Source organism: Methanospirillum hungatei JF-1 (assembly GCF_000013445.1).
Lineage (GTDB): Archaea > Halobacteriota > Methanomicrobia > Methanomicrobiales > Methanospirillaceae > Methanospirillum > Methanospirillum hungatei.
Genome location: NC_007796.1, coordinates 900,370 through 914,115 on the forward strand (window position 1 = coordinate 900,370; position 13,746 = coordinate 914,115).

At 41.8% G+C, this 13,746-nt stretch carries 18 protein-coding genes; 9 read left to right on the forward strand and 9 right to left on the reverse strand.

The features are described 5' to 3' along the window. Window positions 1–27 precede the first annotated feature (27 nt). Window positions 28–1,041, forward strand: coding sequence for a radical SAM protein (locus tag MHUN_RS04105; RefSeq protein ID WP_011447815.1), 1,014 nt, complete (start codon window positions 28–30; stop codon window positions 1,039–1,041). After that, the gene (uppS, locus tag MHUN_RS04110) at window positions 1,038–1,814 is read left to right on the forward strand and encodes a polyprenyl diphosphate synthase (RefSeq protein ID WP_011447816.1); all 777 of its coding nucleotides are present in this window, start codon (window positions 1,038–1,040) and stop codon (window positions 1,812–1,814) included. Before MHUN_RS04105 ends, uppS begins: the two co-directional genes overlap by 4 nt. Window positions 1,815–1,816: 2 nt before the next feature. On the opposite strand, the gene MHUN_RS04115 is transcribed toward uppS, so the two are convergent. Next, window positions 1,817–2,443, reverse strand: a complete 627-nt coding sequence (locus MHUN_RS04115) for an undecaprenyl diphosphate synthase family protein (protein ID WP_011447817.1) — start codon at window positions 2,441–2,443, stop codon at window positions 1,817–1,819. 233 nt (window positions 2,444–2,676) lie between these two features. Here MHUN_RS04115 and MHUN_RS04120 point away from each other — a divergent pair, with 233 nt between their 5' ends. The 3 genes from MHUN_RS04120 to MHUN_RS17210 are packed head-to-tail and all read left to right on the forward strand — an operon-like array spanning window position 2,677 to window position 4,707. Then, window positions 2,677–3,381 (forward strand): DUF7504 family protein, encoded by a 705-nt coding sequence (locus MHUN_RS04120; RefSeq protein ID WP_011447818.1) that lies wholly within the window; start codon window positions 2,677–2,679, stop codon window positions 3,379–3,381. A gap of 5 nt (window positions 3,382–3,386) precedes the next feature. Then, window positions 3,387–4,145 carry a diphthine synthase gene (gene dph5, locus MHUN_RS04125; RefSeq protein WP_011447819.1) on the forward strand — a complete coding sequence of 253 codons (759 nt, stop codon included), beginning with the start codon at window positions 3,387–3,389 and terminating at the stop codon, window positions 4,143–4,145. Continuing rightward, window positions 4,132–4,707: a DUF357 domain-containing protein gene (locus MHUN_RS17210; protein ID WP_011447820.1), complete on the forward strand. Its 576-nt coding sequence runs from the start codon at window positions 4,132–4,134 to the stop codon at window positions 4,705–4,707. The genes dph5 and MHUN_RS17210 overlap by 14 nt, the downstream gene beginning before the upstream one ends. Here the strand turns inward: MHUN_RS17210 and hisE are convergent. The 6 genes from hisE to MHUN_RS04160 form a co-directional block, all read right to left on the reverse strand. Next, complete coding sequence (hisE, locus tag MHUN_RS04135; RefSeq protein ID WP_048067269.1) at window positions 4,704–4,997, reverse strand: phosphoribosyl-ATP diphosphatase; 294 nt, start codon at window positions 4,995–4,997, stop codon at window positions 4,704–4,706. The genes MHUN_RS17210 and hisE overlap by 4 nt on opposite strands. Then, entirely contained in the window at window positions 4,994–5,437 is a 444-nt protein-coding gene (locus MHUN_RS04140) for a NusA-like transcription termination signal-binding factor (protein ID WP_011447822.1), read from the reverse strand. Before MHUN_RS04140 ends, hisE begins: the two co-directional genes overlap by 4 nt. A 260-nt stretch (window positions 5,438–5,697) precedes the next feature. Further along, complete coding sequence (locus tag MHUN_RS04145) at window positions 5,698–6,087, reverse strand: hypothetical protein (RefSeq protein ID WP_143709348.1); 390 nt, start codon at window positions 6,085–6,087, stop codon at window positions 5,698–5,700. A 207-nt stretch (window positions 6,088–6,294) separates the two neighbouring features. Continuing rightward, window positions 6,295–7,137: a Ni-sirohydrochlorin a,c-diamide reductive cyclase ATP-dependent reductase subunit gene (gene cfbC, locus MHUN_RS04150; protein ID WP_011447824.1), complete on the reverse strand. Its 843-nt coding sequence runs from the start codon at window positions 7,135–7,137 to the stop codon at window positions 6,295–6,297. 40 nt (window positions 7,138–7,177) lie between these two features. Then, window positions 7,178–8,149, reverse strand: coding sequence for a phosphoribulokinase (locus tag MHUN_RS04155; protein WP_011447825.1), 972 nt, complete (start codon window positions 8,147–8,149; stop codon window positions 7,178–7,180). Window positions 8,150–8,197: 48 nt separating this feature from the next. After that, window positions 8,198–9,385 (reverse strand): FprA family A-type flavoprotein, encoded by a 1,188-nt coding sequence (locus tag MHUN_RS04160; protein WP_011447826.1) that lies wholly within the window; start codon window positions 9,383–9,385, stop codon window positions 8,198–8,200. A 106-nt stretch (window positions 9,386–9,491) separates the two neighbouring features. Between MHUN_RS04160 and MHUN_RS04165 the strand changes: the two genes are divergently transcribed. Next, the gene (locus tag MHUN_RS04165) at window positions 9,492–10,175 is read left to right on the forward strand and encodes a hypothetical protein (RefSeq protein ID WP_011447827.1); all 684 of its coding nucleotides are present in this window, start codon (window positions 9,492–9,494) and stop codon (window positions 10,173–10,175) included. 54 nt (window positions 10,176–10,229) lie between these two features. On the opposite strand, the gene MHUN_RS04170 is transcribed toward MHUN_RS04165, so the two are convergent. Further along, window positions 10,230–10,448 carry a hypothetical protein gene (locus MHUN_RS04170; protein WP_048067270.1) on the reverse strand — a complete coding sequence of 73 codons (219 nt, stop codon included), beginning with the start codon at window positions 10,446–10,448 and terminating at the stop codon, window positions 10,230–10,232. Window positions 10,449–10,545: 97 nt separating this feature from the next. On the opposite strand from MHUN_RS04170, the gene MHUN_RS04175 reads away from it, so the two are divergent. Then, entirely contained in the window at window positions 10,546–12,054 is a 1,509-nt protein-coding gene (locus MHUN_RS04175; protein ID WP_048067271.1) for a methanogenesis marker 14 protein, read from the forward strand. 58 nt (window positions 12,055–12,112) lie between these two features. Continuing rightward, a complete protein-coding gene (locus tag MHUN_RS04180; RefSeq protein WP_011447829.1) occupies window positions 12,113–12,355 on the forward strand; it encodes a hypothetical protein in 243 nt (80 codons plus the stop codon). Here MHUN_RS04180 and MHUN_RS04185 read toward each other — a convergent pair. Then, complete coding sequence (locus tag MHUN_RS04185; RefSeq protein ID WP_011447830.1) at window positions 12,333–12,938, reverse strand: hypothetical protein; 606 nt, start codon at window positions 12,936–12,938, stop codon at window positions 12,333–12,335. The two genes, MHUN_RS04180 and MHUN_RS04185, sit on opposite strands and share 23 nt — an antisense overlap. A gap of 45 nt (window positions 12,939–12,983) precedes the next feature. Between MHUN_RS04185 and MHUN_RS04190 the strand changes: the two genes are divergently transcribed. Then, on the forward strand, window positions 12,984–13,739 hold the full coding sequence (locus tag MHUN_RS04190) for a type 1 glutamine amidotransferase (RefSeq protein ID WP_011447831.1): 756 nt from the start codon (window positions 12,984–12,986) through the stop codon (window positions 13,737–13,739). Window positions 13,740–13,746 lie beyond the last annotated feature (7 nt).

Genomic DNA, 13,746 nt, shown 5'->3' on the forward strand with positions numbered 1-13,746 from the left:
ATATAGAAGGAGATTATCTGATTTGCAATGGATGATAACACTTCTGAAGACCTTCCCCCTCATAGTAGACTATCTGCAGGATGTAAACTCTGTTATGAGGGGGCAAAATTAGTTCTTTTCCTCACAGGATTATGTCATCGTGACTGCTGGTATTGTCCGCTTTCACAGGAACGAAAAAACCGGGATGTCATCTATGCAAATGAACATCTTATTTCTTCTCCTGAAGAAATGATCCGGGTAGCACAACGGATGTCAGCTCTTGGAACCGGCATAACCGGAGGGGAACCATTCTTTTTCCCGGACCGACTGATAGAGTATGCCAAAGCACTGAAAAAAGAGTTTGGTCCTGAACATCATATTCATCTCTATACCGGGATGGCTCCGGATAAGGATATCATTCGTTCTATTACCGGGCTTGTTGATGAAATCCGGTTCCACCCTCCTGGTGATCTATGGGCCAATCTGAAAGAAACACCCTTTCATCAGAGCATCCGGTTTGCAAAAGATGCCGGGCTGGATGTTGGTATTGAAGTTCCCTCGCTTCCCAATATTGATGATCTGAAAGAATATCTTCAATGCATAGATTTTCTCAACATCAATGAATTGGAATGGGGAGATTTCAACGCTGATGAGATGCGAAGCAGAGGGTATCTCCTCAGGGGAGATATTTCCAATGCAGTTCAGGGTGGATGGGAAAGTGCGAAAAATATGGCTGATCTTCCAAAAGTTCACTGGTGTTCATCAGATTTTAAGGATCGGGTCCAGCTGAGGATGCGGCTTAGAAGAATTGCAGCCAATACTGCCAGAGAATTTGATGAGATCACCGATGACGGTACAATCATTTACGGAGTCTGGGAATGTGACGGGAAGCATGTATCTATACCCGGTGATCTGGATGATGATCTGTTCGAACGATTTGAAGATCGGATCGAAACCGGCTGGTGGATATTGGAAGAGATAGCGGATAAGATAACAGGTTCAGCTTATTTTGTTGAACGGTATCCTGATGGCGGCATTATTATTGAGGTGACACCGGTATGATTCGCAGATGTATCGAGCATATCTATGAATACCTTATTTCAAGACAGTGCATGCATATCCCCCGGCATATTGCAATAATTCAGGATGGGAATCGCAGGTATGCAAAAAAACGAGGAATTGCCACATCTTCAGGACATCGCGCAGGGGCTGATCGGACCGAAGAGGTTCTGGAATGGGCACAGGAACTGGGAATACGGCATATAACCCTGTATACTTTCTCTACAGAAAATTTTACTCGATCCGATGAAGAGGTTCAGAATCTGTTCGCACTGTTCAAAGAGAAATTAAGTCGTATCAGTATCGACGAGCGCGTCCATAAATATGGTATCAGAATCCAGATGATCGGGGATAAAGATATGCTTCCTGATGACCTCCGGGGTGCTGTTGAGCAGGCTGAAGCGGCGACAGCACACTATGATAATTTTTATCTGAACATGGCTCTGGCATACGGTGGACGAAATGAGATGCTCCGGACAACTGCCAAAATACTGGATGATGTCAGAAAAAAGAAGATAAAAAGAGAAGACATCACTCCAGAACTCTTTGAAGAAAATCTCTACGGAAACAGTGTATCACTCCCGCCGGTGGATCTAATCATAAGGACAGGTAATGAGTGCAGAACTTCAAACTTTCTTCCATGGCTTGCAAATGGCCATGAGTCCGCAGTATATTTCTGTGCTCCCTATTGGCCGATGTTTCGAAAACTTGACATGCTCCGTGCAATCAGGGTGTATTCAGAACGACAGGAAATGAAAAAAAGATCGGCGTGTTAGGATCAGGCTCCAAATCTTCTGTTTCGTGACTGGTAATCCCTAAACGCGCGAATCAGATCTATTTTTCTAATTTTTTCCCAGTTCAGGTCCAAAAAGAAGAGTTCCGAATAGACTGACTGCCAGATAAGAAAATCAACCAGATGCGCCCCTCCTGTTTTAATGACACAGTCAGGGGTGTGGGAAAATGTCAGGTATTTTTCAAGAACGTCAGTTGTGACATCTTCAGGTGCTACATTATTATCGGCCATAGACTGTATTGCATCAGATATCTCCTCCCGACCGGATTTTCCAATAGCGATAGTAACGGAAATGCCTGTTCCGAATGTTTCAGATGTATCATCATAGTGGAGATGAACGGTTGCGAGATCAGATAATTCGTAGATATATGAGAGATATTGTGGTTTTGTATACGGCCTCTGTGTGCTGATATGTATAATAATTTCAGAAATTCCGATATTTTGTGGATCTTTCCTTCGGACTTTTTCTGATATCTCCAGACACCAGGAAATAATGTGCCTTATGTGTTTTGGATCATTCTCCATTTCAGCATCTGATATCATAAAGCAGATAACCTGAGGAATACTATCAAGATTGCGAAGAAGGTGCCATTCATAAAATTGGTAGATCATAGTATCCTCTCAAATTTGCAGGTCAAACGTATGCATTGTCCTCTGAAATTTAGAATTCTCTTATTATACTCGGTTATATTATGAGATTTGCACATATCCTTTCAGAATAACTGGCCCTATAACTTCTTTATGATAACTATAAAAGGATTCGATATGATAATGGTAGAATGTGTACGAAAACCCGGGAGATATCATTGGGTTAATATGATAGCAAAACCATTTTTTAAACACTGATGTACAAGTATCTGACTGGCATCGATATAATAGATCAGAAGGGAGGCGTTAATCCAGGAACGAATATCCTGGTTCTGGCACCATCATTCAGTGATGGAGAGCTGGTTGCATCATTTCTGGCTATGCCCAGAAAGAAAGAGTACATGATTGTTCTTGCAACCGAAACCCAGTCTGAAGACCTCATTGATTTCTTTGCAGGAAACGGATTTGATACGAATTATATCGGTATAATTGATGCAATCACCCGGACTTCATTTACCGCCATAGAGGATACGCAAAAGATAAAGTATGTGGGAAGTCCGAGCGATCTGACCGGTATGGACATTAAATTTTCTCAATTAACTGAAGAGATAATGAAAGGGGACTTTACAGATGATCCTGATCAATTATTCCCAACCCCAATCCGGTATTGTATTCTCTCCCTGACATCTATGCTCATGTTTCGAAAAATTGATATTATCTATCAGTTCCTTCATGTAGTAACATCAAAACTTCGAAAGATAGGCTCTATAGGAGTATTCTTACTGAATAATGAGTCATTTGATCAAAAGACGGTGGCTATCGTAAAACAACTTATGAATATCGTTGTTGAAATTCAGAACAACGACGAGGGGAAGAAAATCCGGATCCAGGGAAGCATGGGCCTTTCCATGAACTGGAGTCATTTCTCAATAGAAAATGGAAATTTACTCATTACGCCATAATTATCATGCTAATTTTTGTCGGTCTTGGTCTTTATGACCTGGATGATATTTCATTAAAAGGATTACAGGCTATAAAAGAAGCAGATGCTGTTTTCCTTGAAACATATACGTCTGTTCTCACTGGTACAACGATAGAACAGATGCGCGAGAAGTATGGCAAAGATCTCATTATTTTAAAACGACAAGATGTTGAGCAGAAACCCGAACCGATTCTGACCGCGGCTAAGAACGGAATAGCAGTATTTCTGACCGGTGGAGATCCTATGGTCTCAACCACCCATGCAGATCTACGCATCAGGGCACATGAACAGGGTATCCCAACAAAGATAATTCATGGCTCTTCCATCGTAAGTGCGGTCTCCGGCCTTACCGGGCTGCAGAACTACCGGTTTGGGAAGTCCTGCTCTATTCCATATCCAGCCCCCAAATGGTTTCCAAAAACTCCACTTGATACTATTCTTGCAAATCTGAAACAGAACCTGCATACTATTGTGTATCTGGATATACAGGAGAACCGATATATGTCGGTTCATGAAGGCATTGAACTTCTTGAAAAACTCATGGAGGGATCAACCGATTCAATTCCTTTATTTGTTGGGATAGCAAGAGCCGGATCAAACTCTCCGGTTGTTGCAGCAGGATCCAGTGAGAGACTAAAACTGGTTGATTTCGGTCCACCACTTCACATTCTGGTAGTGCCAGCAAGCTTACATGAGATAGAAGAAGAATATCTGAAGAACTTTGCCGGATATGATCCTCAGTAATTATTATTTCATACTGATGGAATCAGCTAATAACATCACTCTTTTAAATTCAAGAGGATCTCCGTATCATGCTCTCGGAATCGAAATCTGCGAGATGATAACATCCTATCTTCAGGATTCGGTATATTTTCAAAAAAATGGCGATATCGTCAATCAGTATGCATCATTGGTATATGCACATGGATGGCTTTCAGCAGGGGTATTTTTGGGATTATATAATATCTCTTTTGGGACACTTGATTTTTCAGACATTGAATTCCCTGATCACTATGATTCCCTTCATCTCTACGAAAAAACAGAGCGGTATCATTCAATGCTTGAAACTGCAATCAACTCCGTATCCTGCTTTCCGGGAAAAGGATCTCCTCTTACTCTGGCAGCAGATAAATCCCTGAATGAAGTCAAAAAATCGTTAAAAAGAGGTGAAGAATTGATGAAAGATGGAGAGACCATTCCTGCACTTGGATATCTCTGCTATGGATATGGCTGGCTCGATACCTCTGTCCGGGCCGGTCTTTTACAGGTCCATCACAATTTTCATCTCTTCACAACAGAATTTTAATGACGCCTGGATTGTAATTCATCCCATACCGACTGGAGCGTAACTCCTGATCTCTTCAGAGCAAGCATAAAATGAAATAAAAGATCCGCACCCTCTTCTGAAATCCTGTTTTTATCACCGTTTTTTACAGCAATGATAAATTCGGTGCACTCTTCTCCTATCTTTTCAAGAGACTTGTCTATTCCCTTACTATGAGTGAGAATTTTTGAGGTATATGACTCTTCAGATGGGTGAGCAGCTCTTTCTTCAATTACCGCCCAGATCTCATCCATAATTTCAGCTTTTTTCAAGCTGCACTCTCCTCTGGAAAAACCTCACCAATTTCATATCCATGAAACCTTCGAATGAGGATTCGTGCTTTTTCAATGGTACAGCCCCCTTTCCCAATCGCAATACCAACATCATTTTTATCTGAAACATAGATATTCATCTTCTTTGTCTGATCATCACAGGCAAATCTTATCACCTGGGCTGGTTTGAAAATGTTTGAGAGAAATTCTTGAAGATCTTCAGCATATTCCACCATCTCAACTTTTCTTCCGGTTACTCCCTGGAGACGCCTGATATTATCCCCCTTTTTCCCGATGGCATATCCCATGTCACCGGCTTTAATAACATAAATGATTCGATCAAATTTATCGTCGATTAAACAATCAAGTGCTGTTGATTTTGTGAGAATTCTAAGCTCTTCAATATATCTACGTTCTTTAAATCCAAGATTTCTTTCCATAGGTAATTCAGACTCCATATTCGCAATCTAATGATATCCGATGGTAATCCAGCAGAGAGGTGAGTATAAAGATGATACTTATAGCCTTCAGATAACACTGGGTATGAAAATTTATGAGCCATCTCTTTGATAGAAAACCGTGGAAATATTACCGGTTTAATTAATTAAAGGTTATGGTATAAAAGATGTTGATATCCAGGGCTGGTAAGGGGAACATCTTGGATATGAAAGAAGACGCATAAAATCCTCTTGTTAACCGGTCAGCAGGTAGCAAGTATGCTCTGAGTATCTCCAAGAATTGATGGATATTTGATAGCACTGCTCATCGGAAGCCGGGCAACCGGAGCATATGAAGAACGACGGCATAAAAGCGATTTCAGGGAATCAAGAGAAACTGTATACCGGTTTCCATCCATCAGTTCAATATTTAAGGCCTTCCCTGAATATGAAAGATATGCAAGTCCGGCGGTTGTACTGACATATTGCTTCCAGTTTAATCGTAACTGGAAAGTCCGTGCAGAGATTTTACCCCGGATTGCATGGTTTAAATCTTCAAGGACAATTCCGAATCGTTTGCCGTCGATGACCAGTTCTATGATCTCAGTTGGAAGACCTTCCTCATCAATGGTAACGGCTTTTGCTTTCTGCATATATCCTGCTTTTTCGAGCATTTTTATTATCACCCAGTTGATAATAGAGGGTCAGCAGTACCCTATTTAAATCTTTAAAAAGCAGGGTGAAAGTGAAAATTAATTTATAATGATTATAGAATAAAATTTAAATTATCTTTCAAAAGCATTTTTAACCAAAATTAATAGAGGAAATTTTTTCCTTTCACTTTCGGAAATGAGACTTTTTTAGTGATTGATTCCCTGATGATCGATCGTTGGAAGATAAGATCTGGCAAGTTTTTCAAGTTCTTCAATCTCTAGTGGTTTGGGGATTACGAAATCTGTATTCGTCATTATTTCTTCGGCAAGGGATTGATATGTTGCAGAGAGTGATGAATCAGGTGCAAATTCAATAACTGTCTGGTTATTTAATTCAGCATACTGTACCAGGCCACTCCTCGGGATATAGGCGATTATCTTCGAACCGACTTCAGATGCAAATGCTCCCACCAGTTTCTCTTCATCTGGAAGATTTCTGCTGTTACAGATAACTCCTCCAAGTCTGCAGACCTGTCTGACATTTTGAGATATCCGGGAGATTGCCTTACATATATTATTTGCAGCATAGAGAGACATGAGTTCTCCGGAGGTGACAAGATATATTTCCTGTGCATATCCTTTTCGCATGGGCATAGCAAACCCGCCACAGACAACGTCGCCCAGAACATCATACACAATTATGTCTTCATCAAATGCTGAAAGTCGTTCAAGAAGTTGAAAAGTCGCAATAATGCCTCTGCCTGCACATCCGACACCAGGTTCTGGTCCTCCTGCCTCCACGCACCGAACCCCCTTATATCCGGTGAATACAACATCATCAAGGGTAAGGTTCTCTTCACCACGTTCACGGATAAGATCCAACACCGTCGGGATAAGTATCCCTTTCATAAGCATCCGGGTACTATCACGTTTCGGATCACACCCAATCTGCATAACTGAAAGACCACGGTTTACCAGGGCTGCGGAAAGATTTGCTGATGTGGTGGATTTACCGATACCTCCCTTGCCATAGAGAGCGATCTGTTTCATCCCTATTCAGTAATAATGCGTATTATTTGAGGTATCCGGTTTATTGATCCAGATGATTGGATAATGCTATTCTTCCATTGATTATCTGCCAGGAGAGTATCAGCCGTACAAGGTCGGTTCCGGTGATATGTTCCTGACCTCTGAAAATATTAATTGGTGATATACCTGTCTGGAATTCTATCTGCCGTTCTATCTTATGGATGGTGTCTGGCATCAGTTCTCCATCCACAACAAGAGCACGCATATTTCGTGAATCCGGAGTATGGGAGATACAGGATAATGAGAAATCATGGGATGATTTTTTAAATAAGTCACACAGGTCGATATTCAATTCAATATCTTCAAAGCAGTATTCTTGTGCCGGCATCGAGAGCATAACACGGTATACATTGCGTTTCTCTCCTTCTTCCTTTCCATACGATGAGTAAGAAATCTGGATGACTGCATCAGCCACCTCCCTTTGGGGGAACACATATTGAAAATAATCTGGTTCACGCTGAAGAATTTCACGAAGAACTTCATTTTTATCGTAGTTTCGTTTCTTCATATCCCGCCGTATCTTCCAGTCATATTTAACATCTCGTTCCGGATCCACAAAGATGGTGTAATCATAAAGCGCGCGAAGAGATTTCGTTGCGTATGGATGTAGTCCTTCGATTATGATAAATTTCGTCGGAGAGAATAGTTCAGGTTCACCAAAGGTTCCATGATCATGCAGGTATACCGGTTTTTGTATTGTTCTGCCTGCCTTCAGGTCCATCAGATTTTCTTCCAATAATTTCAGATTATTTGCTGTATGGAGCAGAGGGGTTATACCCATCTCACTTCGTGTTTTTCTGTCATAGAGATGGTAATCATCTACCGTGATAGAAGAGACGAGTTCTTCACCGAAAATATCTGATATTGCTCGTGTAAAAGTTGATTTACCTGAACCGGAATCTCCTGCGACTCCAATAAGATAGACCAATGGAGAATGCCGAATTACTTCCCGGAAATTTTCAGGCTGACTCATGATAAGGTTCAGGATCTCACGTTGGTTTGGACTTAATTTTTCAGTTAATTATAATATTGCTGGTTCAGAGGCATGTTTGCTTGCTATCATATCGGCAAGTTTCATGAGTTCATCCCTGGTTTTTTCATCAGGTGCACCCTGGATGTAAACCGGGGGAAGAATTTCAGCCTTGATATGAGGTATCATGGACTGGATTACGTCAATTGTTTTTCCTCCCCACCCAAATGAACCGATAATAGTTGCAAACCTGGTTTTTGGTTTTACCAGATTTGCAAGATAGGCGGCATTGACCATTGCCGGATGCGGACCGAACAGGACTGTAGGGGTTGCAAGAACCACAGTGGCAGCATCAACCAGTTCCATTGCAAGAAGTCCGCTATCTGCATCAGTCAGATTGAATGGTTTTACTCCGATATTCCGTTCCATGAGCAGGTCGGTCAGCATCCGAACCATACGCTCAGTACTGCCATGCATCGATACAAAGGGAATTAATACCTTATTTTTAACGGTATCAGAGGTCCATTCTTTGTATCTGTCTAATATCCACTTTGGATTATTGTGTAAGGGGCCGTGACTGGGTGCAATGATTGCAAGATCCATCTGGGAAATGGGTTCCAGATACTTACTGATGCTCGAACGGAATGGCATCATAATTTCTGCGTAATATCGTTTGGCCGATATTTCTGTCCGACATGGTTCATCCATATAAAGGGAGGATGTGGCATAATGGGATCCGAAGAGATCACAGGAGAAGAGGATTTTATCTTCCGGGCAGTAGGTAATCATGGTCTCCGGCCAGTGAATCCAGGGATATTCGAAGAACTGAAGAGTCATTCCTCCAAGGTTTAGAGAATCACCGGTTTTTACAACCTGCACTCTGCCTGCAGGAATAGAGAGCAGGTGCCCGATGAGATCCTTGCATTTTTCTGTGCAATATACTTTTGCTCCAGGAAACAGTTCAAGGATTATTGGAAGACTTCCGGCATGGTCCTGCTCTGCATGGTTGATTATGATAGCATCAATCCGGTCACAACCTGCACAGACAATATTAGTAATAAACTCTTCTTCATGTGAAGGATCAACAGTGTCAATAAGAGCAGTTTTCTCAGTACCTCTGATAAGATAGGAATTATATGATGTTCCATCAGGTAGGGGAATCAAACTATCAAAAAGTCTTCTGTCCCAATCAATAGTGCCGATAGAGAAAATACGTTCAGTAATTTTTCTGACTACCATAGAGATCTCTCAATAATTTTTTAATATGTACTCGGAAGAGTAGATAAAGCCCGTTATATGAGAGCTGTGACAGAAAATTTTTATCTATGATGAATAATTTTCTTGTATGAAAAAAGTTATTAAATTGAAAGGATTCAGGAATGACAGATTTATTTCCATATTAGTCATATTTTTATGTCTGGTTCTGTTTGGTTGGGGAGTAAGTAGTGCTTTTGAAGTAAAAGAAGAGTATGTGGATTTCATATCGGAGAATGTGACCTATGTCAGTTCCCCACATTATGTTACGATACCGCACACAGAACCGCCACCGGTATATCTGACAAATCCATTAAATGATGAATCCGGAATTGTTCCGGGTGCAATTATATATGGACGGGTTCCAAAAAGCGGATTAAATAACCTTATTATCGATAATATAAACAATAACCAGGATATTGTTTTCGCTCTCAAAAAACCACAGTGGCCACATCCGGATTTTGCAATTCTGATTCCCGGGGGTACATCAGTCAGAATAAAAGATATTCCAGATGGTACCTATGAAGCGTATCTTGCGACCGGATTGGGATGGGATAATTCCAAAAAACTATTTCTGAATGATCCTGACTATTACCTGATTACTGAGCCACTCTCTCTGGATACATCAGGAGAGGAGACAAGAGCGGGAAATCGTATAACCTACAAACGAACGTACACCGTGTATTCGTATAATATTCAAAGATTACTAAACGAAAATTCTTATCTCACCCCGTTGGACGCAGGAGAATTTCCAAAATTCACCTTGTTTTCATAAAATAATGGATTGGAATATGCCTGGCATAACTCATAACTATCCAAATCTGGCTACTCACCAAAATCCCATCTTCTTTTCTTTCCACTCAGCACATTTCCAGGTAGATTCAACTTTTGGTCTGATATGAATGATCTTGTATTTTCCATCACTGTCACTCCCGGCATATACCGGGATTGGGGGGTTTCTCCAGCATTCAAGCCTTAATATCTCTTTATTTTTTCCAAAGATCGGAACACAGAATTGACAATTCTGACAGAAATGCGGATCAGCCATAACTGATTAGTTCTGATGTCGGCACCATTTATAGGTACTCTTTATTCCTGACAGTCAAATCGAAACCTATATCGTACACCCCGAATCACAGGTTTTTATGAATCCTGGAATCTTCGACAAATTTTTGAGACCCTCTCCGAAACCACACATTGTCGAAAGTCCTCCCCCACCTCTGATTATCAGGGGGCCGGGTATGGAATGCCGGGAGTATAACGAGAAACCATACTTTATTGTGGCCTCTGTTGAGATGGGAAATACCACAACAAAATGCATCCTGACCGGTGTGAATCTTGAAACCGGAATGTGCTATGTCATCAATAAAACTGTCAGTATGAGCCGCGATGTCAGACCGCCCCGTCCTGGTGAAGAGATATTTGGCAGGACCCTGGACGGCACTGAACTGACACGTGAATCAGTAACCGAGTTGGTGCGTGACACGCTTATCAAATGTCATAAGGATGCTAAGCTGGACATCAAAAAAGACCTTGATTTTGTGGTCAGAAGTACTGGTGTCGTTGCGGCGATGGATTCTCCTGATCAGGTCGGAGATTTTATCATTGCACTTGCAAACGGGTGCCTTGAGGCAGGGGTTCCTCCCAAGAAGATGACCCCACCGATGTCCAAGATGAATCAGGCTCAGAAATTACAACCCTTTTCATTCGCAGACCGGGTAAATTTTTCAGGTGCAGTCGCAGGAGTCGTCCCCCCTCAGGGAACCACCGGAGTTGAGATGGTAGCAAATGAGATGGAGGGTGAGCTGGCTATGGCGGGTATCAAGGAAGGTGCAAAATGGACCCCTGTAGACTTTAGAAACCCCTGCATCTCTATCGACTTTGGTACAACCCTTGACGGTCGGATCACCTCTCCGGTAGATCCGAAGTCAACAAATCCGTTTGCTAAAACCATAGGAAATTTCTGCGGTCTGGCCGGAGCAATCCCTGATGCAATCGTGAAAGGGACCGGACTAGTGAATGAAAAGAACGGAACTGCCCTTGACATATTTGGAGAGAAGAGCCGGCTTTCTGCAGCAATTGGATCCCGTAAATCATCAGATGTAGTCAACTCGTACGTTGATCGCTGTCATGACCTGATATCTGTTGAACTGGTTCCAAAAGAACGAAAACGATATGGTATGGTGCCGGTATATGCAGAAGTTGCCATGGAATCAGGTGTTGCATTGATAGGAGTTGATGCAGGAACCAATGGGACAAATCTTGCTAAACTGGGTGAGATAGGAAAGGAGATTATCACGAAATATTCATTACCGGTCCTGAATGAAGTTATCGACCATGTTTGTTCGAGGATGGCCCTGCGCATGATTGATGTGGTACATGAACTGGGTATGATATATCCTGAGACCTCCATTGGTTTCACTGGCAGGGCTGCAATATCCGGAAAGAAACCGGAATATATTCTCCAGGGAATTATTGATAGAAAACTCTTCCAGAACCCGGTAGATCATGTGGTATTTGTCGATGATGGCCTTGCACGAGGCGCAGCTCTGATGGGCAGGTGCATGAATTCCCTTGGAAAGCCGGATAAACCAATAGGTGGAATGAGGGGTGGTAAATGTATCATGTCCAGGCGTATTGCCATTGGAAGATAACATCTTCCTCGAATTCAAAAGGAAATGCTCATCCATGAATAATCGTAAATTATAAAATATGGAAGAAGAGCAATATTATGACCTTGTTTTTCCCCCGGGGACTCCGCGGACTATAATTCGTGAGATAATCAATACATTTGATGTAGAGCTCGTGGAACGGGCTGAGTCCCTCTCTTTTGCAAATATGGAAGGAGATGTCAGGAATCTTATCGCCGCACGTGGGAAAAAAGAGATCATGATTGAGGTTGAAAAGTTTTTTAAACGAAAATTAAACGAATTTATCGACGAGACACCAGCATAAACAGACTCACGGTCAGGATGCCCAGGGATAATATTATGGTGCCTCCACTCAACGGACTTTTTTGAGTTGGAACCGGTACGGAATCCGGAATACTCTCTGTGGGGGTCTCTTCAGGTATCATAGGAGTTATAACCGTGGTAATCTCGGTCTGGTTTATATCTGACTGCACCTCATTATCTGCCGGGGTCGTCTCCACCTCACTTTTTTCCATGAGGTCAAACATTGCAGTTTCAACATAGCCTTTTCCGATGATCTCTGCTCTGACCATATACGTATCTGGGGCCCATCCTGATGAATCAAATGATCCATTCCAATGATAATCCAAATTCTCTCTACTCTGAACCGGTACTACTACCGATCCGCCCCCTGCCATGGAAGGCTCATACTTCCCTTTCGGTCCAAATGATGCAGGCCAGATCTCGATGAGAACTGAATTATCAGTATTGAAATTTGTCGTACCTGCTATACCAATCAAATCTCCAGTGGTATAGGAAGATTCAACCTGGATATCTGCACTGACCGTGCTGATAAAAACAGTGATCAAGGTCAGCAGAATTATTCCTGTGATACATAGTACTTTCATACTATACTATGATGAGTAAAAATCAATAAATCAGGTACATTGATTATGAATATACCGTCATCATCTCATTGTAACGCAGGTAACCAATCAGCGTTCGCGCTAGAGCATGCCCCCTATGAACAGCCCTGTTATATTTCAAAATGGCTTCATCATCAATCCATACCGGTTAAAGATGTCAATTTATGGAACGGAGATGATCTTCCTGAAGTGGAAGAGGTTTCCTTTCTGATTATCATGGGAGGTCCGATGAATATTTATGAACATGAGAAATATCCCTGGCTTATCAAGGAGAAGAGATTCATTCGATCCGTTATTGACAGCAATATCCCTGTGCTTGGTATCTGTCTGGGTGCACAACTCATTTCTGATGTTCTGGGAGGGGCGGTTACCAGATTATCATACCCGGAATACGGATGGATTTCAGTTTCACGAACAACTCATGTAACAGAGAACCTCCCATTCTCATCAATAATCCCTTCTGATCTGATTGTCTTTCAGTGGCATCAGGATACGTTCTCAATCCCTCCCCGAGCAATCCATCTTTTCAAATCATATATCTGTCCAAATCAGGGATTTATCTATAACGATACTACTGTCGGTCTCCAGTTCCATCCTGAACTTGATGAATCTGATATCCGAATATTTCTGGAACTCGTGGAAAAAGATACCGAAATTACTCATCAGGATTATCCAAAAGACGACATAGTTCAGAATATATCTCATTATAAAAGAGGAAATGAATTTATTGATTCACTATTAACGTTCCTGTTAAACCGGAATAAAACCCAAATACCCCGGTAAATTCATC

What these genes read in the sequence shown, in the direction of transcription:
- MHUN_RS04105 (WP_011447815.1), top strand. Translation starts at nt 28, where the DNA reads ATGGATGATAACACTTCTGAAGACCTTCCCCCTCATAGTAGACTATCT.
- uppS (WP_011447816.1), top strand. Translation starts at nt 1,038, where the DNA reads ATGATTCGCAGATGTATCGAGCATATCTATGAATACCTTATTTCAAGA.
- MHUN_RS04115 (WP_011447817.1), bottom strand. Translation starts at nt 2,443, where the DNA reads ATGATCTACCAATTTTATGAATGGCACCTTCTTCGCAATCTTGATAGT.
- MHUN_RS04120 (WP_011447818.1), top strand. Translation starts at nt 2,677, where the DNA reads ATGTACAAGTATCTGACTGGCATCGATATAATAGATCAGAAGGGAGGC.
- dph5 (WP_011447819.1), top strand. Translation starts at nt 3,387, where the DNA reads ATGCTAATTTTTGTCGGTCTTGGTCTTTATGACCTGGATGATATTTCA.
- MHUN_RS17210 (WP_011447820.1), top strand. Translation starts at nt 4,132, where the DNA reads ATGATCCTCAGTAATTATTATTTCATACTGATGGAATCAGCTAATAAC.
- MHUN_RS04140 (WP_011447822.1), bottom strand. Translation starts at nt 5,437, where the DNA reads ATGGAAAGAAATCTTGGATTTAAAGAACGTAGATATATTGAAGAGCTT.
- MHUN_RS04145 (WP_143709348.1), bottom strand. Translation starts at nt 6,087, where the DNA reads ATGCAGAAAGCAAAAGCCGTTACCATTGATGAGGAAGGTCTTCCAACT.
- cfbC (WP_011447824.1), bottom strand. Translation starts at nt 7,137, where the DNA reads ATGAAACAGATCGCTCTCTATGGCAAGGGAGGTATCGGTAAATCCACC.
- MHUN_RS04155 (WP_011447825.1), bottom strand. Translation starts at nt 8,149, where the DNA reads ATGAGTCAGCCTGAAAATTTCCGGGAAGTAATTCGGCATTCTCCATTG.
- MHUN_RS04160 (WP_011447826.1), bottom strand. Translation starts at nt 9,385, where the DNA reads ATGGTAGTCAGAAAAATTACTGAACGTATTTTCTCTATCGGCACTATT.
- MHUN_RS04165 (WP_011447827.1), top strand. Translation starts at nt 9,492, where the DNA reads ATGAAAAAAGTTATTAAATTGAAAGGATTCAGGAATGACAGATTTATT.
- MHUN_RS04170 (WP_048067270.1), bottom strand. Translation starts at nt 10,448, where the DNA reads ATGGCTGATCCGCATTTCTGTCAGAATTGTCAATTCTGTGTTCCGATC.
- MHUN_RS04175 (WP_048067271.1), top strand. Translation starts at nt 10,546, where the DNA reads ATGAATCCTGGAATCTTCGACAAATTTTTGAGACCCTCTCCGAAACCA.
- MHUN_RS04180 (WP_011447829.1), top strand. Translation starts at nt 12,113, where the DNA reads ATGGAAGAAGAGCAATATTATGACCTTGTTTTTCCCCCGGGGACTCCG.
- MHUN_RS04185 (WP_011447830.1), bottom strand. Translation starts at nt 12,938, where the DNA reads ATGAAAGTACTATGTATCACAGGAATAATTCTGCTGACCTTGATCACT.
- MHUN_RS04190 (WP_011447831.1), top strand. Translation starts at nt 12,984, where the DNA reads ATGAATATACCGTCATCATCTCATTGTAACGCAGGTAACCAATCAGCG.